At 63.0% G+C, this 21,543-nt stretch carries 20 protein-coding genes and 1 pseudogene; 12 read left to right on the forward strand and 9 right to left on the reverse strand.

Going from position 1 to position 21,543, the window contains the following annotated elements; genetic code table 11:
* Positions 1-3: 3 nt before the first annotated feature.
* Both ACEK02_RS04525 and ACEK02_RS04530 read right to left on the reverse strand, forming a co-directional pair.
* On the reverse strand, positions 4-978 hold the full coding sequence (locus ACEK02_RS04525; protein ID WP_371420607.1) for an NAD-dependent epimerase/dehydratase family protein: 975 nt from the start codon (positions 976-978) through the stop codon (positions 4-6).
* A gap of 233 nt (positions 979-1,211) precedes the next feature.
* Positions 1,212-2,102 (reverse strand): LysR family transcriptional regulator, encoded by an 891-nt coding sequence (locus tag ACEK02_RS04530; RefSeq protein ID WP_371420608.1) that lies wholly within the window; start codon positions 2,100-2,102, stop codon positions 1,212-1,214.
* A gap of 95 nt (positions 2,103-2,197) precedes the next feature.
* On the opposite strand from ACEK02_RS04530, the gene ACEK02_RS04535 reads away from it, so the two are divergent.
* From ACEK02_RS04535 to ACEK02_RS04545, 3 genes are all read left to right on the forward strand, one after another.
* Positions 2,198-3,172, forward strand: a complete 975-nt coding sequence (locus tag ACEK02_RS04535; RefSeq protein WP_371420609.1) for an NAD(P)H-dependent flavin oxidoreductase — start codon at positions 2,198-2,200, stop codon at positions 3,170-3,172.
* 100 nt (positions 3,173-3,272) lie between these two features.
* Positions 3,273-4,406, forward strand: coding sequence for an ABC transporter substrate-binding protein (locus tag ACEK02_RS04540; protein WP_371420692.1), 1,134 nt, complete (start codon positions 3,273-3,275; stop codon positions 4,404-4,406).
* A gap of 78 nt (positions 4,407-4,484) precedes the next feature.
* On the forward strand, positions 4,485-6,002 hold the full coding sequence (locus ACEK02_RS04545) for an acyl-CoA synthetase (protein WP_371420610.1): 1,518 nt from the start codon (positions 4,485-4,487) through the stop codon (positions 6,000-6,002).
* Positions 6,003-6,071: 69 nt separating this feature from the next.
* On the opposite strand, the gene ACEK02_RS04550 is transcribed toward ACEK02_RS04545, so the two are convergent.
* Positions 6,072-7,565, reverse strand: coding sequence for an aldehyde dehydrogenase family protein (locus ACEK02_RS04550; RefSeq protein ID WP_371420693.1), 1,494 nt, complete (start codon positions 7,563-7,565; stop codon positions 6,072-6,074).
* A 96-nt stretch (positions 7,566-7,661) separates the two neighbouring features.
* Positions 7,662-7,810: pseudogene (locus tag ACEK02_RS04555) on the reverse strand (aldehyde dehydrogenase family protein); the annotation flags it as partial.
* Between the two features lie 157 nt (positions 7,811-7,967).
* Between ACEK02_RS04555 and ACEK02_RS04560 the strand changes: the two are divergent.
* The 3 genes from ACEK02_RS04560 to ACEK02_RS04570 all read left to right on the forward strand — a co-directional run bounded on the left by ACEK02_RS04560 (position 7,968) and on the right by ACEK02_RS04570 (position 10,459).
* Positions 7,968-8,819: an SDR family NAD(P)-dependent oxidoreductase gene (locus ACEK02_RS04560; RefSeq protein WP_371420611.1), complete on the forward strand. Its 852-nt coding sequence runs from the start codon at positions 7,968-7,970 to the stop codon at positions 8,817-8,819.
* Positions 8,820-8,850: 31 nt separating this feature from the next.
* Positions 8,851-9,831 carry an aldo/keto reductase gene (locus ACEK02_RS04565; RefSeq protein WP_371420612.1) on the forward strand — a complete coding sequence of 327 codons (981 nt, stop codon included), beginning with the start codon at positions 8,851-8,853 and terminating at the stop codon, positions 9,829-9,831.
* 448 nt (positions 9,832-10,279) lie between these two features.
* Positions 10,280-10,459, forward strand: a complete 180-nt coding sequence (locus ACEK02_RS04570) for a hypothetical protein (RefSeq protein ID WP_371420613.1) — start codon at positions 10,280-10,282, stop codon at positions 10,457-10,459.
* 371 nt (positions 10,460-10,830) lie between these two features.
* Here ACEK02_RS04570 and ACEK02_RS04575 read toward each other — a convergent pair whose 3' ends face one another.
* Entirely contained in the window at positions 10,831-11,850 is a 1,020-nt protein-coding gene (locus tag ACEK02_RS04575) for a LacI family DNA-binding transcriptional regulator (RefSeq protein ID WP_371420614.1), read from the reverse strand.
* A 119-nt stretch (positions 11,851-11,969) separates the two neighbouring features.
* Between ACEK02_RS04575 and ACEK02_RS04580 the strand changes: the two genes are divergently transcribed.
* The 6 genes from ACEK02_RS04580 to ACEK02_RS04605 are packed head-to-tail and all read left to right on the forward strand — an operon-like array spanning position 11,970 to position 16,918.
* Positions 11,970-12,860 (forward strand): dioxygenase, encoded by an 891-nt coding sequence (locus ACEK02_RS04580; RefSeq protein WP_371420615.1) that lies wholly within the window; start codon positions 11,970-11,972, stop codon positions 12,858-12,860.
* A 37-nt stretch (positions 12,861-12,897) separates the two neighbouring features.
* Positions 12,898-13,614, forward strand: coding sequence for an SDR family NAD(P)-dependent oxidoreductase (locus tag ACEK02_RS04585; RefSeq protein WP_371420616.1), 717 nt, complete (start codon positions 12,898-12,900; stop codon positions 13,612-13,614).
* A gap of 21 nt (positions 13,615-13,635) precedes the next feature.
* Positions 13,636-14,520 carry a 3-keto-5-aminohexanoate cleavage protein gene (locus ACEK02_RS04590; protein WP_371420694.1) on the forward strand — a complete coding sequence of 295 codons (885 nt, stop codon included), beginning with the start codon at positions 13,636-13,638 and terminating at the stop codon, positions 14,518-14,520.
* 20 nt (positions 14,521-14,540) lie between these two features.
* Positions 14,541-15,560 carry a zinc-binding alcohol dehydrogenase family protein gene (locus tag ACEK02_RS04595; RefSeq protein WP_371420617.1) on the forward strand — a complete coding sequence of 340 codons (1,020 nt, stop codon included), beginning with the start codon at positions 14,541-14,543 and terminating at the stop codon, positions 15,558-15,560.
* A 4-nt stretch (positions 15,561-15,564) separates the two neighbouring features.
* Positions 15,565-15,915, forward strand: a complete 351-nt coding sequence (locus ACEK02_RS04600; protein WP_371420618.1) for a cupin domain-containing protein — start codon at positions 15,565-15,567, stop codon at positions 15,913-15,915.
* A 34-nt stretch (positions 15,916-15,949) separates the two neighbouring features.
* Positions 15,950-16,918, forward strand: a complete 969-nt coding sequence (locus tag ACEK02_RS04605) for a Bug family tripartite tricarboxylate transporter substrate binding protein (RefSeq protein ID WP_371420619.1) — start codon at positions 15,950-15,952, stop codon at positions 16,916-16,918.
* A gap of 45 nt (positions 16,919-16,963) precedes the next feature.
* On the opposite strand, the gene ACEK02_RS04610 is transcribed toward ACEK02_RS04605, so the two are convergent.
* The 4 genes from ACEK02_RS04610 to ACEK02_RS04625 are packed head-to-tail and all read right to left on the reverse strand — an operon-like array spanning position 16,964 to position 21,519.
* Positions 16,964-17,938: a sugar ABC transporter substrate-binding protein gene (locus tag ACEK02_RS04610; protein WP_371420620.1), complete on the reverse strand. Its 975-nt coding sequence runs from the start codon at positions 17,936-17,938 to the stop codon at positions 16,964-16,966.
* 55 nt (positions 17,939-17,993) lie between these two features.
* Positions 17,994-18,974, reverse strand: coding sequence for an ABC transporter permease (locus ACEK02_RS04615; protein WP_371420621.1), 981 nt, complete (start codon positions 18,972-18,974; stop codon positions 17,994-17,996).
* Positions 18,971-19,948 (reverse strand): ABC transporter permease, encoded by a 978-nt coding sequence (locus ACEK02_RS04620; protein ID WP_371420622.1) that lies wholly within the window; start codon positions 19,946-19,948, stop codon positions 18,971-18,973. Before ACEK02_RS04620 ends, ACEK02_RS04615 begins: the two co-directional genes overlap by 4 nt.
* On the reverse strand, positions 19,945-21,519 hold the full coding sequence (locus tag ACEK02_RS04625; protein ID WP_371420623.1) for a sugar ABC transporter ATP-binding protein: 1,575 nt from the start codon (positions 21,517-21,519) through the stop codon (positions 19,945-19,947). The genes ACEK02_RS04620 and ACEK02_RS04625 overlap by 4 nt, the downstream gene beginning before the upstream one ends.
* Between the last annotated feature and the right edge of the window lie 24 nt (positions 21,520-21,543).

Genomic DNA, 21,543 nt, shown 5'->3' on the forward strand with positions numbered 1-21,543 from the left:
TCATCATCCCTCACTATGCCGCGCTGACCAGTCGATCAGATCCGCGGCTGAGTCGGCGCAGCCGAATTTGGCGCGCCATCCGAATTCCTGTTCCAGCCGCGCGACCGAGAGTGGCGCGCGGTCGCTGTCGCTGTGCAGATCGATGGTCGGGGTTTCGCCGGTGCCGGCCAGACGGCAAACAAAATCCGGATGGTGCTCTGCCAACTGCTGGCCCCATTCGAGCGCCGACCACGGCGAACTCGTCGAGATGTTGTAGAGGCGATGCTGGGTTCGCGGTGCCTCGATCAGCAGAGCTATGGCATCGGCGACATCAGGCGCATAGATCCAGTCCCGCACGCCGGAACGGACCAGAACGGCGGCGCTCTGCTTCGTGTGCGCCGTAAAAATCTGCATCAGCGGACTGAGCGTATCGCGCACGCCCGTTGCGCGCTCCCACGGTCCGAACACGGCGCTCAGCCGCACGCTGATGAAATCGGTCTGCCAGAGCGCGGCGAGGCGCGCAGCGACCTTTTCTGATGCGAATTTGGTGATGGCGTAGAGCGAGACGGGATCGCAGGGCAGTTCTTCATCGAGAACAGGATATTTGAACGCGGAGGCGCCGTATGCACCGGCTGATGACAGGTTGATCACGCGTTTGACGCCATGGCGCCGCGCGGCGATCAAGATCGGCGTCTGCGCTATCAGATTGACCTGCAGAATGCTCTCGGGATCGGCGGCATCGCGCTCTGTGCCTGCGGTGATCGCTGCGCCGAGGACAACGGCATCGAAGCCGGTCGCGATGACGCCGTCGATCAGTGTTCGGTCGAGCACATCGCCGACGATCACCGAAAGTCTGTCGCCGTGATCAGCGAAGGCCCGCTGCGCCGCCGGTGGCAGCCCTGCGCGGTCGAACAGAGCGACTGTGTGGCCGTGCTCGAGCAGGGCTTCCGCGATATTCAGCCCGACAAAGCCGGTGCCGCCAAAAACGAGAATCTTCATCGATCAGCCTATGAACCGCGTCGCGGTCCTTCGCCCCTCTTTGGACCATCACGCTTCCTGCCCCAAGCACGTTTTGCAGGCGTGTGGCGCACAGTTGAGTGGCAGTCGGACGCGAGCAGCAATTTGACACGGCTTGAGCTTGTCGCATCTTGTGGCTGATGTCACTCACCGGAGAAATTTTGGCCATGGCCGCGTTCGGGATCGTCATCCGCCGTGTCCCGGCGAGGGCCGTATCAACGGCCGCGTAGCAGCGCACGATCGTCGCGCGCGCAGGCGGTGATGAATTCCAGCACCGCGCGCACCGGCGGCTGATCGACGAGGTCCGGATGGGCCAGCAGCCAGATATCTGAGAGGCTGGTGAGTTTCTGCGGTGCGACGCGAACCAGATCCGGATGGGCGTCGCCGACGATGCATGACAATACGCAAATGCCGATCCCGGCGCGGACCGCCGCGAGCATGTCGGCTTGCGAGGAGCAGCGGATGGCGACGGTGGCGTCCTTGGTGATATGGTCACTCCAGCGCCCGAGCTCGGAATTCGTGGATTTGTCGGCAAAGCCGATGACCGTGTGGTCTTTCCAGGCCGCGCGCTGCTCGGGCAGCGGGCGTCGCGCCGCATAGTCGCGCGAGGCGTAGAAGCCAACCCCCAACCGCGCAATTTTCCGTCCCGTGAGATTTTCGTCGCCGGTCTGATAGAGGCGCAGCACGATATCGGCTTCGCGCTTGCGCACGCTGACCGGGAACGGGTGGGTCACCAGCTGGATCTCGATATGGGGATGCTGGCGGATGAACGCGCCGATATGCGGCATTAGCCAGAAATTCGCCAGCGTTGGCCCGATCGATACCTTGACCACGCCGCGTGCGCTCTGGCCCGAAGCACCTGCAACCGCCTCGGCTTTCAGCGCAGCCTCTGCCATCGCCCTTGTGTTTTCATGAAACCGCCGGCCGCGCGCCGTCAGCACCAACCCTTCGTCGGAGCGTACGAACAACTTGGTGCCGAGCTGCTTCTCCAGAGCCGCAATTTCGCGGCTGACGGTCGGGTGGCTGGTGCGCAATTGCCTGGACGCGCCGAGATAGCTCCCGGCGTCGACGACGGCATTGAAGGTGCGGCAGAGGTCCCAGTCCATGTGATCAAATCCGGAAAGTCGATTGTTCAAATTCGAACAACACGCGCACCCGGTCAACCCCTATAGTTCGGGTATAAAAATATAAGGAAACGCCCATGTCGCTCCCCAAAGCCCTCGATGGCACCCTCGAGCTGCCCGTGCTCGGCTCCCCGCTGTTCATCGTCTCCGGCCCCGAACTGGTCATCGCACAATGCAAGGCCGGCATCGTCGGCTCGTTTCCGGCTCTCAATGCGCGGCCCGTCGAGATGCTCGATCAGTGGCTGACGCGTATCGAGGATGAACTCGCGGACTACAAGGCGAAGAATCCCGGCAAGAAGGTCGCACCCTATGCGGTCAACCAGATCTGTCACGCCTCCAACGACCGGCTGATGAAGGACATGGAGACCTGTGTGAAGCACAAGGTTCCGATCATCATCACCTCATTGCGCCCGCCTTCGGAGATCGTCGAGGCCGCTCATTCCTATGGCGGCGTGGTGTTTCACGACGTCATCAACGTCAAGCACGCGCGCAAGGCGGCCGAGCAGGGCGTCGATGGCCTGATTCTGGTCTGCGCCGGTGCGGGTGGCCATGCCGGTACGTTATCGCCCTTCGCGCTTGTGCGCGAAGTGAAGCAGTGGTTCAAGGGCACGGTGCTGGTATCGGGCGCGATATCCGATGGCTATGGAATCGCATCGGCGCTCGCGCTCGGCGCGGACCTTGCTTACATGGGCACGCGCTTCATTGCGACCGAAGAAGCCAATGCCGACCCGGCCTACAAGAAGGCGCTGACCGAATTCGCTGCACATGACACGGTATACACCAACCTGTTCACCGGCATTCATGGCAACTATCTCGGCCCGTCCATCGCTGCGGCCGGTCTCGATCCCGACAATCTGCCGGTGGCCGACAAGACCAAGATGAACTTCGGCTCGGGCGGCAACATGAAGGTCAAGGCTTGGAAGGACATCTGGGGCTGCGGCCAGGGCATCGGGCAGATTACCGATGCGCCGCCGGTGGCCGAACTCGTCGATCGCCTGAAGCGCGAATATGGCGAGGCGACCGGAGACTTTGCGAGACGGGCGCGCGCATAAGCGCGGCCCGATCAAGAAAAATAGGGAGAAGATGATCGTGACTTCAGTCATGTTGAGGACGCTTGGGCTGTTCGCCTTTGCCGTCTGCGTGAATGCGCCGATGCAAGCTACGGCCGACACCAAGCAAGAAATTAGAATAGGGCAGACGCTGCCCTATAGCGGTCCGCTGTCAGGCTTTGGTGCGATCGGTCGCACCCAGGAGGCCTATTTCGCCAAGATCAATGCGGAAGGCGGCATCAACGGCCGCAAAATCAAGTTCATTAGCCTCGATGACGCCTATTCACCGCCGAAGACCGTCGAACATACGCGTAAGCTGGTCGAACAGGACGAGGTGCAGGTCATGTTCGGCTCGCTCGGAACCGCGACCAACAACGCCGTGCATAGGTATCTCAACGGCAAGAAAATTCCGCAGCTCTTCGTGCTATCAGGCGCAACCAAATGGGCCGATCCGAAAAACTTTCCCTACACGATGCCCGGTATGGCGGCTTACGAATCCGAGGGCGTGATCTACGCCAAATATATTCTGCAAACAAAGCCTGATGCGAAGATTGCCATCCTGGCGCAGAACGATGATTTCGGCCGCGACTACGTCAATGGCTTCAAGCGCGGACTCGGCGCCAAGGCCGCAACGATGATCGTTTCCGAAGCAAGCTATGAAACCAGCGCGCCGACCATCAGTTCGCAGCTTGCGACACTGAAGGCGTCCAACGCCAACGTGCTGTTCGGTGTGGTGCTCGGGAAGTTCACGTCACAGCTGATCAAGGGAGTTGCCGAACTGGGCTGGAAACCGGATTTGACATTCCTGCCCACGTCAGCGGCGTCGATCTCGTTTCTGGCGCCGGCCGGACTTGAAAATGCCGTCGGCATGATTTCGTCCAGCAACCAGAAAGATGTCAACGACGTTCAGTGGGCCAATGATCCCGGCGTGAAGGAGTTCTTCGCGTTCATGAAGCAGTACATGCCCAGTGCAGATCTCAACAATTCCAACTACTCCGCCGGTTATCACTATGCCACGCTGCTGGCGACCGTTCTCAGGGCCTGCAAGGACGACTTCAGCAGCGAGAACATCAAACGTCAGGCGGCTTCGCTCAAGGACGTTGAACTGCCACTGTTGCTGCCCGGTATTACGGTGACAACCGGCCCCGATGATTACTTGCCGTTCCAGCAATTGTTGCTACGTCGTTTTGACGGCAAGAGCTGGGTCGGGTTCGGCAAGGTTCTCGACGATCAATAGCCCTGTGCTTGATGCGCCGCCGGGTATAATCTGGCGGCGCTATCCGCCATCCATGTCCTTCTTTATCGGAACACCATCATGATCGTCAGTGGCGACCGGACCATCAGCTATCCGGATATCATGCAGCGTATCGCCAAGGTGGCGACCGGGTTCAAGCTCCTCGGTGCGGGCGCCGGTGCGCCGGTCGGCATGATGTTGCGCAACGATTTCGCGCTGTTCGAGACGGCGTTCGGCGCCGGTGCGCTGGGCGCGCGCGTCGTCCCGATCAATTGGCATCTGAAGGGCGAGGAGGTCAGCTATATTCTCGCCGACAGCGGTGCAAAGCTGCTCGTCTGTCACGCCGACCTGCTGCCTCAGATCGCCGCGAGCTTGCCCGAAGGATTTCCGATTCTGATCGTCCGCACGCCGCCGGAAATCGCGGCCGCCTATGGTGTTCCCGGTGCGGCGACTGAACCACCCGCCGGTTGCACGGATTTCGACACGTGGCGCGAGCAGCATGCGCCGATGGATAATCCGCCAAAACGCGCGCTGACCATGTTCTACACGTCGGGCACCACTGGCCGCCCGAAGGGCGTGACGCGTGCGCCGATGACGCCCGAACAGGCGGCGGCATCCGAACGCGTCGGCGGTATCACCTATGGGCTAAAGCCGAACGAGAACCAGATCATCCTGATGAATGGGCCGATGTATCATTCGGCGCCGAGTTCGTACGGACTGATGGCGTTCCGGCATGGCAGCACGATTGTCCTCGAACCGCGTTTCGATCCCGAGGACTTGCTGCAACTGACCGAGCAGCATCGCATCACCAATATGCATATGGTGCCGACCATGTTCGTGCGGCTGCTGCGGCTGCCTGACGAGGTGAAGGCACGCTATGACCTGTCGTCACTGCGCTTCATCATCCACGGCGCGGCGCCATGCCCGATCCATGTCAAGCAGGCAATGATCAAGTGGTGGGGACCGGTGATCAACGAATATCTCGGCTCGACCGAGACCGGCGTGCCGATCTGGCATTCCTCGGAGGAGGCGCTGAGGAAGCCCGGCACTGTCGGCCGCGCCATTGAAGGCGGTGTAGTGAAGATCTTCGATGCGGATGGCAAGGAATGTCCGGTCAACGTGCCCGGCGAAATCTTCATGCGGCAGACATCGGTGCCGGATTTCGATTATCAGGGCCGCCCGGACGCGCGGGCCGAAGCCGGTCGCGACGGCCTCATCAGCGTCGGCGACGTTGGCTATCTCGACGAGGACGGCTATCTCTTCATGTGCGATCGCAAGCGCGACATGGTGATCTCCGGCGGCGTCAACATCTATCCCGCCGAAATCGAGAACACGCTGATCGGCATGGACGGCGTGCGCGATTGCGCGGTGTTTGGGGTGCCCGACGACGAGTTCGGTGAACGGCTGATAGGCTGCGTCGAGCTGGAGGATGGTGCGCAGATTTCGCCGGCGGATATCCAGACCTATCTCAAGCAGCGGTTGGCGAACTTCAAGGTGCCGAAGGAAATCCATTTCCACGACGCGCTGCCCCGTGAATCGACAGGCAAGATTTTCAAGCGCAAGCTGCGGGATCTGTATGGAGCCGCCGCAGCGGCCTGAGGCGGGTTGAGAGATGCAAAAAGGCGCGGGGCTCCTCACCCCGCGCCTCCGTGTTTTGGCGCGTCGCGATCAGGTGTTGATCCAGACCGCCTTGATGTTGAGATATTCGTCGATGTGGTGGACGCCGGACTCGCGTCCGTAGCCGCTCATCTTGTAGCCGCCGAATGGCACCGCGGGATCCATCGCCTGATAGCAATTGATCCAGACCGAGCCGGCCTGCAGGGCCTTGGCGAGGCGATGCGCCTTGCTGACATCCCTGGTCCAGACGCCGCTGCCGAGACCGAAGGTCGTGTTGTTGGCGCGCTGCACCAGTTCGTCCATATCGGTGAAGGAGATCGCGGAGATCACAGGCCCGAAGATCTCTTCCTGCGCGATCTTCATGCTGTCTTGGACATTGGCGAACACGGTCGGCTGCACGAAGAAGCCCTTCGACAGTTCGCCGTCCATCAGGCGGCCACCGCCGGAAAGTGCCTTGGCGCCTTCACCGCTTCCGGTGGTGAGGTAGCCGGTGACGCGATCGAGCTGTTCCTTGGAGACCAATGGTCCGAGCTGGGTGTCGGGATTGGCGCCATTACCGACCTTCAGCTTCTTGGCGAATTCGGCGACGCGGCCGACGAATTCGTCATAGATTTTCTTCTCGACGAACAGACGCGTACCGGCGCTGCAGATCTGCCCGGAATTCGCGAACACCGCCATGGCGGCGCCGGGAACGGCGGCATCGAGGTCGGCATCCGAAAAAACGATGTTCGGCGACTTGCCGCCGAGCTCAAGTGACACGCGCTTGAGGTTGCCGGCCGAGGCGCGGATGATCGACTGGCCCGTGAAGTGGGAACCGGTAAAGGCGACCTTGTTGACGTCCATATGCGACGCCAGCGCGGCGCCGGCGGTTTCGCCATAGCCCGGCACGACGTTGATGACGCCAGCCGGGAAGCCGGCTTCCAATGCCAGCTCACCGAGGCGCAGCGAGGTCAGCGGTGCTTCTTCCGCAGGTTTCAGCACGATGGTGCAGCCGGTCGCGATGGCGGGACCGATCTTCCAGATGCTTGCGCTGAGCGGGCTGTTCCACGGAATGATCGCGCCGACGACGCCGACGGGCTCCTTCAGCGTGTAGGAGAAGATCTCGCCCGGCAGCGAATTCTCGATGGTCTCGCCGTAGATCAGCGTGGCCTGGCCGGCATAGAAGCGCAGCATGCCGAGGATGCGCTGCTTGCCCGCGAAGGTACGCATGACCGGCGCGCCCATATCGAGCGTATCGAGCAAAGCGAGTTCGTCGAAATTCTTCTCGACGAGCTCAGCGAATTTCAGCAGCAGCGCCTGGCGCTCATAGGGCTTGGCCTTGCTCCACGGACCTTCGAAGGCACGGCGGGCGGCGGCGACCGCGAGGTCGATATCCCCAGCGTCGCCTTCTGCGACGGTAGCAAGCAACTCGCCGGTGGCGGGGTTATGCGTCTCGAACTTCTTGCCCGACTTGGCATCGACCCATTTTCCGTCGATCAGCATCTGCTTGTAGGAGCCGTTCGCATAGGGGTGCGCGGTGGCAGAGATTGGCTGCATCAAGCCCATAATGTGATCCTCCCGGACATTTGATTGAAGTGTCGTTGTAGCGCGCCGAATATATCGTTTTCGCGAAACGGGTAAAGGCGGGGAACCCCATCGCCGCGCATGGGAGACTTGCCCGGAATTGAAGAAGATGCCGGAGGCAGCGGCCTTGGTGGCGGAATCCGGATCGGCGTCGTCGAAGATCACATTGGCCGATTTGCCACCCGCGACGCGCTGCTGAAATTACCGGCTATGCCGCGTCCGACACCGGTGCGATCAAGACCATCAATCAGGTGTTTCACGGCAAGAAGTCTTAGGCCATGCGCGGACGGGCGCCGGTGCACGCGTTAGCGCTGTTGTGAGATGCGATCACGCGCGTTGATGTTATACGCAGTTGCCTGGACTTGCCTCGATCTGGAGAACGATATGTCCCACGCCGCTCTGTCCCCCGGTTCCGTTGCCGTCATCACGGGAGGCGCGTCGGGCATTGGCCTTGCCGCAGCAACGGCGTTTGCGCGGCTGGGCCTGCGTATTTGCATTGTCGATCTTGGCGAGGATCGCCTGATGGACGCGGCCGGCAAGATCGCCAGCGTGGCGCGCGGCGGACGTGACGATGTGATGACGGCCGCGGTCGATGTCAGTGACGTCAGCGCGATGACGAGGCTCGCCGCCGATGTGCAGGCGCGCTTCGGTGGCTGCGATGTGCTGATGAACAATGCCGGCATTCAAGTGCCGACTTCTGCGCTCGGACCACGCGATAATTGGGAGCGGCTGCTCGGCGTCAATCTCTGGGGCATCGTCAATGGCTGTCAGGCCTTCGTTGCGGACATGATCGCGCGGAAGCGTCCGGGCCTGATCGTCAATACCGGCTCCAAGCAGGGCATCACCACGCCGCCCGGCAATCCCGCCTACAATGTCTCGAAGGCCGGCGTGAAGGCCTATACGGAAGCGCTGGCGCATGAGCTGCGCAATACCGGGGGCTGCCAGATCTCTGCGCATCTGCTGATCCCGGGCTTCGTCTTTACGCCGCTCGCGGCCGGTGGCCGCACCGAGAAGCCGGATGCGGCGTGGACAGCCGAGCAAACGGTAGACTTCATGATGCAACGGCTTGAAGCTGGCGACTTCTACATCCTCTGCCCGGACAACGACGTGCCACGGGCGCTCGATGAACGCCGCATGTTGTGGGCGACCGGCGATGTCGTCGAGAACAGGCCGGCGCTGTCGCGCTGGCATCCCGACTATGCCGATGCCTTCGCAGACTTCGTCAAACGCAAATAGAAACCAAAGAGAACAACAAGGGAGAAGCGCCGTGGACTACGTCAAGTTTGGAAACACCGGTCTGGATGTCTCGCGTCTGTGTCTGGGGTGCATGACCTATGGCATCTCGGATCGTGGCGCGCATGCGTGGACGCTGGATGAGGAGAAGAGCCGGCCGCTGATCAAGCAGGCGATCGAGCTCGGCATCAATTTTTTCGATACGGCGAATGTCTATTCGGATGGCACGTCGGAGGAAATCGTCGGCCGCGCGCTGAAGGATTTTACCAGGCGCGACGACGTGGTGCTGGCAACCAAGGTCTATAACCGCATGCGCAAGGGTCCGAACGGCATGGGCCTGTCGCGCAAGGCGATCATGACCGAGGTCGATCACAGCCTGCGCCGTCTCGGCACCGACTATATCGATCTCTATCAGATCCATCGTCTCGACAAGAACACGCCCATCGAGGAGACGCTGGAGGCGCTGCACGACGTCGTGAAAGCCGGCAAGGTCCGCTATATCGGCGCGTCGAGCATGTATGCCTGGCAGTTCTCCAAGGCGCTCTATACGTCGCGCCTCAATGGTTGGACCGAATTCGTCAGCATGCAGAACCATGTCAATCTGCTGAACCGCGAGGAAGAGCGCGAGATGCTGCCGCTCTGCGCGGATCAGAAGATTGCGGTGATGCCGTGGAGCCCGCTGGCGCGTGGCCGCCTGACGCGCGCCTGGGATCAGACCAGCGAGCGCCAGCAGACTGATGAATTCGGGAAGACGCTCTATGTGCAGTCCGAGGAGTCGGACCGCAAGATCGTCGAGCAGGTGGCCGCGGTCGCCAAGGCGCGCAGCGTGCCGCAGGCGCAGGTCGCGATGGCTTGGCTGCTGCAGAAGAAAGGGATCACGTCGCCGATCATCGGTGCCTCGAAGCCGGCGCATCTGACGGATGCGGTGGCTGCGCTTTCGCTCAAGCTATCGGGCGAGGAAATCGCTGCGCTTGAGGCGCCATACGTGCCGCATGCCGTGGCAGGTTTCGGCTAGGACAACGAAGCCTCTGCGTACCGATACGGTGCGCAGAGGCTTTGTATTCAGGTCAGCTGCAGCCGCCGGCAGGGGCCGCGCGGTCATCTCGCGGCGGGCACGGCCGAACTGGTCCACTTCGATGGTAACCAAGTCCGTAAGTTCTTGACCAGCAACTCGCCGGCGCGGTGGATGATATGTCGCCGCGGATGGCGGCCATAGCCGCCTTGGCGGTCCATGGCCAGAAACTGGTGATTTTGCGATCAATGGACGGTTGCAGCGCAGCGATTGAGCTTGTGGCTGGGGCGATTGCAGAAAGTCGCATGTCGATTCTCGGAGCCCGGAAAGGCGACCTTAACCGGTATTCATGCACGTTCAGGATGAAGCCGAGGACTCCGGTATCCTTTAATATTGATGCAACGCCTGGCCGATATTTGAAGGCAACCGAAAGCGTGGCAGGAGATTTTCAATGACCAAGCTAGACGCGGAAGTCGATGACCTCATCGCCGCCTGCCATGGCGACACCCGCGGTACCATTGCTGCGCTCATCCTCGTCAACCAGCAACTCGAAACCGAACTGGCCGAGCTGCGTGCGCAGATGGCCGCGCGTCCGTTGGATGAGCAGATGGTGCACGCCGTTCTGCACTGATTGACCTAGCGCAAGTGAATGCACCCAACTGTGGTGCATAAATTCAACCTCGGCTGGAATTCGGAGCGCCCCTCGGCGTAGCCTGTGATTCCCGGACGGAGGTTTGAATGCCCAGGCAATTTGGATTGAGAACGACATCGCTGATTCCACCGTCGGGGTCGGCGGCACATTGCAGTAATGCGTCGGGCCTGATCGCATGGATGCTTGCGTTGAAGAATCGTGCGCTTCATCGCGCCGCGGCGATCAAGCGCTCGTCGTCATACGCAGCGTTGCCCCATGCGCCTGCGAGCTGGCGCGGCTCTCGTGGCCGACGATCGGTCTCGGTCAACTGAGATCAATACAGCGGCTTCTTCCTGGCGCTGCCGCCGCGGCTATCGCAGAACTGGCGGCGGTCGAGTCGAGCGACGCGCGACGAGCAAGGGAGCCGTGACCACGTGACGCGCATCGCCGCGGACGCCCTCGATCAGGTCGAGCAGGAGTTCGCCGGTCTGTTCTCCCATCTCACGGTGGCTGATGCGGATAGTGGATAGCGGCGGGTCCACCAAATCTACCAGCGGCATGTCGTTGTGGCCGATCACCGACACGTCTTCCGGACATCGCTTGCCGATGTCGCGCAGAGCCTCGTAGACGCCCAGTGCCAGAAGATCGTTTGCCGCGACGATGGCTGTGGCCTCGGGGCGCCGCGCGAGCAGTCTGAGTGCGGCAGCCTTTCCGGCGTCGCGGGTGAATGCTTCGGCTTCTTCGATATCGTCCTCGGTCGGTGCAAAGCCCGTCGCTCTCATCGCGTCCATGAAACCGTGGCGCCGGAGCGAGCCGGTCGATAGCGTTTGCGGCCCTGCGAGATGAAGAATGCTGTGATGTCCAAGTTCGACAAGATGAGCGACTGCGAGCCGCATGCCGGCGACGTCGTCCGAGACCACCGAAGGCACACGCGCTTGCGCTTCCGCGCGATTGACGAGCACGACAGGGACTTTCCAACTCAGACAACGCTCGACCGCGTCATCCTTGAGGGCGACATTCGCCAGCACGAGGCCATCCACGCGGCGAGCGACGAGCCGCTGAACGATGTCCTCGTCGCCCGACCGTCGTGGCTGTGGATCCGCAACGATCAGCGCGTAGCCGCGCGCCGATAACACGCTTTCAAGGCCGCTGATGATCGGCGAGAAGACAGGATTCGCGATGTCCGGGACGATGATGCCGACCATGTTCGACCGGCCGCTGCGCAGGCTCGCAGCGACCGTATCCGGGCGGTAACCCAGCCGCTCCGCGGCTTCCAGAATGCGGCGCACCACGGCCTCGCCGATGCGCCCGCGGCGGGCAGGGTCAAGCGCGCGCGATACGGTGGACGGATGCACTCCCACCTCGCGCGCAACATCCTTGATTGTCGTCATTCCGGCCATGACCCTCAAATTACGCGTTGTTGTTGACGTGCGCAATCGATTGCGCTAACTGTGCAATCGATTGCGCAGGCCTTTGGCTGGCGCCAACGCAAAATATTGAGGGAGTGGCGATGATCATTACCCGCCAGGAAGACGTTACCCAGGTGGTGCTCGACGCGATGGGCGGTGCGCCCAATGAGCGGCTGCGCACCGTGATGACCGCCTTCGTTCGCCACTTGCACGACTTTGCGCGCGAGGTCCGGCTGACGGAGGCGGAGTTCGAATTCGCCATCGATTTTTTGAATCGCATCGGCCAGGCGACGAACGACACCCACAATGAAGGCGTACTCTTCAGCGACGCAGTCGGGCTTTCGACCTTGGTCTGCCTGTTGAACAACGGCAAGGATGGCGCCAGCGAGACTGCGGCCGCGTTGCTCGGGCCGTTCTGGCGGGCGAATGCTCCGCGGGTGGAAAACGGTGCCTCGATCTTGCGTTCGCCAACGCCCGGTGCGCCGCTTTTCGTCGATTGCCGCATCACCGATGCGCAGGGAGCGCCGCTCTCGGATGTCCGCGTTGATGTCTGGCAGGCGTCGCCATCCGGAATGTACGAAAACCAGGACGCCGGTCAGGCCGACATGAATCTGCGCGGCGTGTTCGAGACCGATGCGAATGGCCGCTTCGCCTTCCGCTCGGTCAAGCCCGCTGGTTATCCGGTGCCGACTCATGGTCCGACCGGGGAGATGCTGGCCGCGCAGCGCCGGCATCCGTTCCGGCCGGCGCATCTGCATGTGCTTGCCTTCAGGCCGGGTTTCAAAACGCTGATCACGCAGATCTTCGTCGATGATGACGAGCATCTGGAGAGCGACGTCGTATTCGGCGTGACGCGTGCGCTGATCGGCGATTTCCGCAAGGGCGAGGGCGCGCCGCCCGCTCCGGATGTCTCCGGTGAATGGTTCAGCCTATCCTACACTTTCGTGATGGAGCCCGGCGAAGCCGTGCTCCCGCAACCTCCCATCAAGTGAGCTGTCGATGCCGGATATTCTCGCAAACAAGGTAGCCGTGGTGATCGGCGGTTCGGGCGGCATTGGCGCCGCGGCCGCGCAAGCCTTGGCCGCTGAAGGCGCCCGTGTCGTCGTGACCTGGCGCTCCGGAGAAGCAGCCGCCAACGCATTGCTGGCCGGCCTCCCGGGCGCGGGCCATCTGGCCAGACGCGCGGTCGTTGAAGACAGCGCAACGCTGGTGGCGCTTGCCGACGAGGTGGAGCGAGCGTTCGGTCGCTGCGATATTCTCGTCAACACCGCGGGCTACACCAAGCCGATCCCGATCGGCGATCTCGACGCGCTGACCGATGAGTTCATCGACGACATGTTCAAGGTGAACTGGCGCGGCCAGTTCGCGGCCATCCGCGCTTTCGCGCCGCTGCTCAAGGCGAGCGGCGACGGGCTCATCGTCAACGTCTCCTCGATCGCGGGGCTGAATGGCGTCGGCTCCAACCTGGCTTATGCGGCGATCAAGGCCGGCATCGATACCATGACCAAGTCGCTCGCGCGGGCATTGGCGCCGGCGGTACGCGTGATGGCAGTGTCGCCGGGCGTCGTGGCCACTGACTTCGTGCCGGGCCGCGATGCGGCCGCACTGGAAAAGGTCGCGGGGACCATCCCGCTCAAGCGTGTTGCGACGGCCGAGGATGTCGGCCGCGCGATCGCGGCCTGCGCCACCCACCTGACCTATTCCACCGGCTCGCTGATCGTCGTCGACGGCGGCCGGGCGTTGTAAGGAGAGAGACTGATGCGCCCGATGCTCGACAAGATCGTCATCACCTGCGCCGTTACCGGCAACCTGACGCGGCCGGACCAGACGCCGCATCTGCCGATCACGCCGGAAGAAATCGCCGACGCCTGCCTCGGTGCCGCGGAAGCCGGCGCGGCAGTCGCGCATATCCATGTGCGCGAGCCCGGCACCGGCGCGCCGTCGATGAAGCTCGAATATTATCAGGACGTCGTCGCGCGCATTCGCGCCCGCAATCGCAACCTGATCCTGAACATCACGACTGGTCCCGGCGGTCGCTTCGTGCCCTCGCAGGACGATCCCAAGGTCGCCGCCGCCGGCACCACGCTGATGAATCCGGAAGAACGCGTCGCCCATATCACGGCGCTGAAGCCCGATATCTGCACGCTCGATCTCAACACCATGAATTCCGGCGGGCAGGTGGTGATCAACACGCCCGGCAATGTACGCCGCATGGCGAAAGTCATCCGTGAGGCCGGCGTGAAACCCGAGATCGAACTGTTCGATTCCGGCGATATCGCGCTGCTGCACGATCTGCTCGCCGACGGTACGCTCAGCGGCCCGGCGCTCACCTCCTTCGTGATGGGCGTGAAATACGGCTTCCAGCCGTCGCCGGAAACGGTGCTGTATGCGCGCGGTTTGCTGCCGCGGGATGCGCATTTCACGGCCATTGGCATCGGCCGCTCCACATTTCCCATGGTGGCACAATCGGTGCTCGCCGGCGGTCATGCCCGCACCGGTCTGGAAGATGCGGTGATGCTCGGCCGCGGCGTGCTGGCGCCGTCCAACGCTGTGATGGTGGACAAGGCACGCCGCATCATCGAGGAACTCGGTGCGCAGATCGCGACGCCCGCCGAGGCGCGCACGCTGTTTGATTTGCCGGGCGCCGCATAACACTGCATTCGAGGATTGAAATGACTGCTGCCGCCAAGACTACCTCCAGCGTCACCGCAACATGCCTGCGGGTTGCCGCCAAGGCTGATCGCATCGAGAATGTGGCGCTCGGCATCGAGCAACGCACACTCGCCTGCGCCGGACCGGACGATGCGCTGGTCGAGATAAAGGCCGCCGCGATCAACCCGTCGGATGCCAAGGCGACGCTCGGTCTGATGCCGCATGCGGTCTTTCCCCGCACGCCCGGCCGCGACTTTGCCGGCGTCGTGATCGATGGGCCGGCCGAGCTGATCGGCAAGGAGGTGTTCGGTTCGTCCGGTCAACTCGGGATCGGCCGCGACGGCACCCATGCCACGCATCTGGTGGTCGAAGCCTCTGCGCTGGTCGAGAAGCCGGCGAACGTCAGCCTCGCGGAGGCGGCCGGCATCGGCGTGCCCTTTGTCACCGCGCAGGAAGGCTTTCGCCGCAGCGGTATGCCGAAGCCCGGCGAGACGGTGTTGATCCTCGGCCTGAACGGCAAGGTCGGTCAGGCCGCGACACAGATCGCGTCATGGCAGGGCGCCCGCGTGATCGGCGTCGTCCGCAAGGATGAGCTTTATGCCGGCTATGCCCATGGCGAGGTGACCGTCATCGATTCCAGCCGCAATGACGTCGCCGCGATGGTGCGCGAACTCACCGGCGGCAAGGGCGCGGACATCGTCTACAACACCGTGGGCGAACCCTATTACGACGCCGGCACGAAATCGCTCGCGCATCTCGGCCGCCAGATCTTCATTGCCTCTACCAAGGCCACCGTGCCGTTCGACATCTTCGCCTTCTATCGCGGCAAGCACACCTTCTTCGGTGTCGACTCGCTGTCGCTGTCATCGCCGGAAGCCGGCGAGATCCTGCGTGAACTGGTGCCGGGTTTCGCCAGCGGCGCGTTGAAGCCGTTTCCGATCAAGCTGGATGCGATCTACCCGCTGGAGCGCGCTGCAGAGGCCTATGTCGCCGTGCTCGGCTCCTCGCGCGATCGTCTTGTTTTTCAGCCGAACGGGTGAAGCCATGCATGTCGTCCGCCTGAACGATGCCCCGCGCTACGAAGCCCCCGGCCACAATGACATGCGGATGTTCCGCCTGCAGGGCCGCGATGCCGGGCCAGGCGATGTGATGTGGCTCGGCATGAGCCAGATCCTGCCGGGCGGCGGCATTACACCCTCGGCCTCGCCGGAGGAGAAGTTCTACGTCGTCCTCGAAGGCGAGGTGACCTTCGAGACGCCGGACGGCATCGCCACCCTGGGCACCTGGGATTCCTGCCGCATCGCGCCGAACGAGACGCGCGCCCTGCGCAACGAGACGAAACGACCGGCGGTAGTGTTGCTCGCAATGCCACTGCCCAACACCGCAAGAGGCTGAAGGCCCGGCACTCAAATACTCCAGGGAGAAACAAATGGACCGCCGACAATTCCTAATCGGCTCTGGCCTCGCCGCGACTACGGCGCTGATGGGCGGCAGAGCCGTTGCGCAGACTTATCCAAACCAGCTCGTGCGCCTTATCGTGCCGTTTTCGGGTGGCAGCATCACCGACATCCTTGCCCGTTCGGTTGCCGAGAAGCTGACCGCGAAATGGAAGCAGCAGGTCATCGTCGAGAACAGGCCGGGCATCGCGGGCGTCAGCAGCGTCGCCAAGGGACCGGCCGACGGCTCGCAGATCATGCTGACCTCAAACGGCCACAGCGTGGTCGGCGTGGTCAACAAGAACCTCAACTTTGATCCGATCAAGGATTTTGCTGCGATCAGCCGTGTCGGATCGACGCCGTCCATCCTGATCGTCCCGCCGGATGCACCGTTCAAGACGCTGGTCGAACTGATCGCCGCAGCGAAGGCCAAGCCGGATTCGCTGAGCTACAGCTCGGCGGGGGTCGGCAGTGCCACCGGCATCGCGGCCGAGCTGTTCAGGAATCTCACGCAGACCAAAATGGTGCTGATCCCGCACCGCGGACTGCCGGAATCCCAGATCAGCATCATGCGTGGCGACACCTCGGTTGCCTTCACCTATTTCGGCGTCGGCGGTGATCTCATCCAGTCAGGCAAGCTGCGTGCACTGGCAGTGACCGGCAAGAGCCGCATGGCGCAACTGCCCGATGTGCCGACCTTCGCTGAGGCGGGGCTTCCCGAATTCACCTATGATAGCTGGTTCGGCCTGCTCGCCGCCGCCGCCGTACCCAAGCCGATCGTCAACCAGATCGCGCGCGACGCCGCAGAGGCGCTCAGCGATCCGGCCCTGATCAAGCAATTCGCCGGACAGGGCGTCGATATCGCGAGCTCGACACCGGAAGCTTTTGAAACGGAGCTGCGCAACGATGCGGAGCGTTATGGCAAGCTCGTCGCGATGTCGACCGACGGGGCGGCCAAGTAGGAAGGCAGGCCTGCAGCACGCGACGCGTCTGCAGGCCTGTTGGTGTTACTTCGCGATATAGGCGTCGGGGGTCGGGCAGGTGCGGTTCTTGTAGGGGACGAGCCAGGGCGCGTAGTTCGCCTTGGTGATAATCGCACCCGGAATCGTGACCTGCTTCGGCGCGCTCTGGCCGCGAATGGCGTTGAGGCCCACCGCGGTGGCGACGCAGCCGATCTTGAAGCCGTCAAACTCCGCGATCGCCAGCAGGCTACCCGCCTTCACGGCTTCAACTGCCTCCGGCACGCCGTTGATCGAGACCACAGCCACGTTCTTGCGGCCGGCGGCATTGAGCGCCTCGATAGCGCCGAGCGCGGACGCGTCGGCAGCGGCGATCACGCCGTCGATGGTGCTGAACTGCTGGATCAGGTTTTCCATCGTCTGCATGCCGAGCAGGCGCTGGAAGTTGGTGGGCTGCGAGGCCAGTATTTTGATGTTCGGATAGTCCTTGGCGGCGGCGTCGAAGCCGCGCTTGCGTTCGTCGCCCGTGGTCGAGCCCTTGACGCCTTCGAGGATCACCACATTGCCCTTGCCGCCGAGGTGGTCGAACAGGGTCTTGGCGATGTCGTAGCCGAGCTTGTAATCGTCCTGGCCGACAAAGGAGAGGTAAGGGGCGTCGCCGCCGCGGTCGTTATAGTTGATGATCGGGAGGCCGGATTCGATCAGCCGCTTGATCGTCGGCAGTTGCGCCTTGGCGTCGATCGGCATGAACAGCATCAGATTGGGCTTGGTCACGCCGACATCTTCGAGCTGCGACATGCCCTCGGTGATGTTGTTCGGCTTGGTCGGCGTATAATACTTGACCGTCGCGCGCATCTTCTCGGCCATCTGCGCGACGCCGGCGCGCACCCCCTCGAAATGCGGGTCCACCTGGTTCTTCGTGAAGGCCGCAATCGTTTCGCCATCGGCGCGCGCGGCCGAAGAAGACAGGGTGCCGCAAATGACAGCGGCAAGAACGCATCGGATAGATCTGGTGGTTCGCATGATGGCCCCTCTGGTTGTGAATGACGAGACGTGTGGAGAACGGGTGATGCCGGGTCTATGAGCTCCCTGGTCGGCGTCTGCTCAAAGCGAGGTCCGCGAGAATGGCGATGAGGACAACCGCACCGTTGACGAAGGGATGCCAGGTCGCGGCGACATTCAGCAGATTAAGACCGTTGACGATGATGGTGAGCAGGATGGCGCCGAGCACGGTACCGACAATGTTGCCGCTGCCACCGAACAGCGACGTGCCGCCCACAAGCACGGCCGCGATGGCGGGGAGGAGTAAGGGTTCGCCGATTCCGGGCTCCGCGGCATTCAGGCGCGCCAGGTAGACCAGCGCCGCGATGCCGGCCGTCAGGCCGCTGAGCACGTAGAGCAGCAGCCGGCGACGCTCGACCGGTACGCCGGACAGCAGCGCGGCAGTCTGGTTGGCGCCCATGAAATACGCCTCACGGCCGAAGGTCGTGCGGTGCAGGAGGGTGCTGCAGGCGAGACAGACCACAAGCGTGATCCAGATCGGCAGCGGAACGCCGAGGAAGAAGCCGGTGCCGAAATAGCGAAACGACATGGGCATTCCGTAGATGGTCTGCCCGGCCATGAACCAGTAGGCGATGCCCTGTGCCACCCACAGCATGCCGAATGTCGCAAGGAAGGGCGGCAGCCGCAGGCGGTTGATCATCAGCCCGTTGGCGAAACCGATCAGCGTGCCGGCACCGATGGCAACGGCGACGCCATACCACGGATTGCCGGTGGTCTTGATCGCGGCTGCCGCGAGACAGGCCGACAGCGTCAGATTGGCGCCGACCGACAGATCGAGGCCGCCGCCGATGATGACGAGTGTGAGACCGGACGCGACGAGAAACAGCAGGCTCGCCTGCCGCAGCATGTTCAGGAGATTGCTCACCGAAGCGAATCCCGGATCGACCGCCGTCAATGCGCCGGCAATCAGAACGATCAGCACGAGCCGGCCGAGCAGGGCCGCAGCGTCGGGGGAGAGGGACGACGGGCGGATATCGAGCGTTGCCGGGACCGTCATGCCGCGCGCCTCACGAATTGCTTGCGCGCCTGGTCGATCAGCAGCGCGAGAATGAGCAGGAGGCCGATGCACACGACCTGCAGCGACGAGTCGATGGAGAGGATGTTGAGGCCGTTGCGCAGCACGGTGATGGCGAGCGCGCCGAGCACGGCGCCGAACAGCCAGCCTTGTCCTTTCTCGAAGGATGTGCCGCCGAGCACCACCGCGGCTATCGCCTCGAACTCCATGCCAATGCCGACGGTCGGATGCGCCGAATTGGTGCGTCCGATCAACAGCACCGCCGAGAGACCGATGATCGCGCTGCCGAGCACATAGACCGCGAGGTGGACGAGATTGGCGCGAATGCCGGCGAGACGCAGCGCGTCCTTGTTGCCGCCGATGGCGATCACATAGTTGCCCAGCCGCGTCCGGTACAGCAGCAGCCACAGCGCGGCATAAAGGGCGACCGCGATCACGATCGGCAGCGGGACGAACCAGAGCTGCGAGCGATAGAAGGTTTCAATGGCCGGCGTGAAACCGCCGACCGGGTCGCCATTGGTGAGCACCAGCGCAATCCCTTGCATCAGCCCCATCGTGCCGAGCGTGACGACGAAAGCGGGCAGCGCGAGATAGGCGATCAGAATGCCATTCAGGGCGCCGAAAACGGCGCTGACTGCGAAAGCTGCCGCACAGGCGGCAAACACGCCCCATCCGGCGAGAAGCGCCTCGGCGACGATGACGCCGCTCAGCCCGAGCAGGGCTCCGGCCGACAGGTCGAGACCCTCGGTCAGAATGATGAGCGTCATCGGCAACGCGATCATCAGCAGCAGCGAGGTTTGCAAGCCGACATTGACGAGATTGGTCTGGGACACGAATCTCGGATTGACGAGCGTGAACAGTGCCAGCATCAGGATTAGCAGGAGGCCGGCGCCGGGGATGGCGCCAAGCAACTGGGCTATGCCGGACTTTCGCTGCAGTGGGACCGAGGCGCTCATTGATGCACCGCCAGTTCGAGGATGGCCCGTTCGGTCAACTGGTCGCCGGCAAGATGCCCGACGATGCGGTGGTCGCGCATGACATAGGCGCGGTCGCAGAGCTGGACGAGCTCCGGCAGCTCCGAACTGATGACGACGACACCGGCCCCGCCTTCCACCAGTTGATCGATCAGGCGATAGATCTCGGCCTTGGCGCCGACATCGACGCCGCGCGTCGGCTCATCCAGCAGGAACAGCTTGGCTCCCGCGGCCAGCCATTTGGCCAGCACGACCTTCTGCTGGTTGCCGCCACTGAGGGTGTGGACGCTCTGGCGCGTACCATGCGCGGCAATGCCGAGCTGTGCGATCAGCCCGCGTGTGTCCCGCTCTGCCTTGGCTGGCGAGAACCAGCCGGAGGCGAAGCTGCGCCACAGCGAAGCGACCGTGGCATTGTCGCGGACATCGAGTGGCAGCGCCAATCCCTCCCGCTTGCGATCTTCCGGGAGCAGGGCCATGCCCGCCCGCACCCGCCTGTCCGGTGTGGCCGGCGCGCGCGATCCCGACAGAGAGATCTCGCCGCTGGCGATGGGATCCGCGCCGAACAAGGCGCGAACCACTTCGGTTCGACCGGAACCGACCAGACCGGCAAGCCCCACCACCTCGCCGGCGAGAATTTCGATGGAGATGTCCGACAGTTTGGCCGTGCTCACATCCCTGGTGAACAGGATAGGCTCGCCGGGCGCGCGCGGCGTCCGTGCAAGCTGCGATCCCGATGCCCTCCCGATCATCGCGCCCACCATCTCGGCCTGGCTTTTCTGATCGCGCAGCACGCTGGTCACGACGGCGCCGTCGCGCAGGATGGTGATGCGATCGCCGAGCATCTGCACCTCCTTCATGCGATGGGAGATGTAGACGATGGCGACGCGCTTTTCCGTCAGTCGCGCGATGGTTTGAAACAGGCGATCTGATTCACGCTCGGAGATAGCGGCCGTCGGCTCGTCCATCACGAGCACCCGCGCGTTCTGCGAGAGCGCCTTGGCGATCTCCACCATCTGCTGCTGGGCTACGCCGAGGTCCGCGGCATATGAGCGAGTGTCGTAGTCAAGCCCGAGATCGTCGAGGATGATGCGCGCGGCCGCATGCATGGCCGCCGAATCGACGAGGCCGAAACGGCTGAATGCGGCTTCGCGACCGAGAAAGATGTTCTGGGCGATGTCGAGATACGGGACCAGCGAGAATTCCTGGAAGATGACGGCGATGCCAAGCGCGCTGGCATCGGCCGGGCGGGCGACTGAGACCCGGCGGCCCTCGATCTCGATGTGACCCCGATCGGCCGCATAGGCGCCGTACAGCGTCTTGATCAGCGTCGACTTTCCCGCGCCATTCTGGCCGAGGATGACATGGACCTCGCCGGCATAGACGTCGAGCGATACGTTCTTGAGCGCATGCACACCGGGAAAGGACTTATCGATACCGACCAGACGCAGCAGCGGCGCATCGGCTTCGCTTCCGGTCGCTAGCGGCGCAAATCCTGTTGAGGCGTGCAGCGAGCCGCCTCCTTGCTCATTCTGAATTTCAGTGCCGTGCATCATTGTCGGCCTCGTTCGGCCCGATGA

The sequence above is a fragment of the Tardiphaga sp. genome (assembly GCF_041424195.1).
Classification (GTDB): Bacteria; Pseudomonadota; Alphaproteobacteria; order Rhizobiales; family Xanthobacteraceae; genus Tardiphaga.

What these genes read in the sequence shown, in the direction of transcription:
- ACEK02_RS04525 (WP_371420607.1), bottom strand. Translation starts at nt 978, where the DNA reads ATGAAGATTCTCGTTTTTGGCGGCACCGGCTTTGTCGGGCTGAATATC.
- ACEK02_RS04530 (WP_371420608.1), bottom strand. Translation starts at nt 2,102, where the DNA reads ATGGACTGGGACCTCTGCCGCACCTTCAATGCCGTCGTCGACGCCGGG.
- ACEK02_RS04535 (WP_371420609.1), top strand. Translation starts at nt 2,198, where the DNA reads ATGTCGCTCCCCAAAGCCCTCGATGGCACCCTCGAGCTGCCCGTGCTC.
- ACEK02_RS04540 (WP_371420692.1), top strand. Translation starts at nt 3,273, where the DNA reads ATGCAAGCTACGGCCGACACCAAGCAAGAAATTAGAATAGGGCAGACG.
- ACEK02_RS04545 (WP_371420610.1), top strand. Translation starts at nt 4,485, where the DNA reads ATGATCGTCAGTGGCGACCGGACCATCAGCTATCCGGATATCATGCAG.
- ACEK02_RS04550 (WP_371420693.1), bottom strand. Translation starts at nt 7,565, where the DNA reads ATGGGCTTGATGCAGCCAATCTCTGCCACCGCGCACCCCTATGCGAAC.
- ACEK02_RS04560 (WP_371420611.1), top strand. Translation starts at nt 7,968, where the DNA reads ATGTCCCACGCCGCTCTGTCCCCCGGTTCCGTTGCCGTCATCACGGGA.
- ACEK02_RS04570 (WP_371420613.1), top strand. Translation starts at nt 10,280, where the DNA reads ATGACCAAGCTAGACGCGGAAGTCGATGACCTCATCGCCGCCTGCCAT.
- ACEK02_RS04575 (WP_371420614.1), bottom strand. Translation starts at nt 11,850, where the DNA reads ATGACGACAATCAAGGATGTTGCGCGCGAGGTGGGAGTGCATCCGTCC.
- ACEK02_RS04580 (WP_371420615.1), top strand. Translation starts at nt 11,970, where the DNA reads ATGATCATTACCCGCCAGGAAGACGTTACCCAGGTGGTGCTCGACGCG.
- ACEK02_RS04590 (WP_371420694.1), top strand. Translation starts at nt 13,636, where the DNA reads ATGCTCGACAAGATCGTCATCACCTGCGCCGTTACCGGCAACCTGACG.
- ACEK02_RS04595 (WP_371420617.1), top strand. Translation starts at nt 14,541, where the DNA reads ATGACTGCTGCCGCCAAGACTACCTCCAGCGTCACCGCAACATGCCTG.
- ACEK02_RS04600 (WP_371420618.1), top strand. Translation starts at nt 15,565, where the DNA reads ATGCATGTCGTCCGCCTGAACGATGCCCCGCGCTACGAAGCCCCCGGC.
- ACEK02_RS04605 (WP_371420619.1), top strand. Translation starts at nt 15,950, where the DNA reads ATGGACCGCCGACAATTCCTAATCGGCTCTGGCCTCGCCGCGACTACG.
- ACEK02_RS04610 (WP_371420620.1), bottom strand. Translation starts at nt 17,938, where the DNA reads ATGCGAACCACCAGATCTATCCGATGCGTTCTTGCCGCTGTCATTTGC.
- ACEK02_RS04615 (WP_371420621.1), bottom strand. Translation starts at nt 18,974, where the DNA reads ATGACGGTCCCGGCAACGCTCGATATCCGCCCGTCGTCCCTCTCCCCC.
- ACEK02_RS04620 (WP_371420622.1), bottom strand. Translation starts at nt 19,948, where the DNA reads ATGAGCGCCTCGGTCCCACTGCAGCGAAAGTCCGGCATAGCCCAGTTG.
- ACEK02_RS04625 (WP_371420623.1), bottom strand. Translation starts at nt 21,519, where the DNA reads ATGATGCACGGCACTGAAATTCAGAATGAGCAAGGAGGCGGCTCGCTG.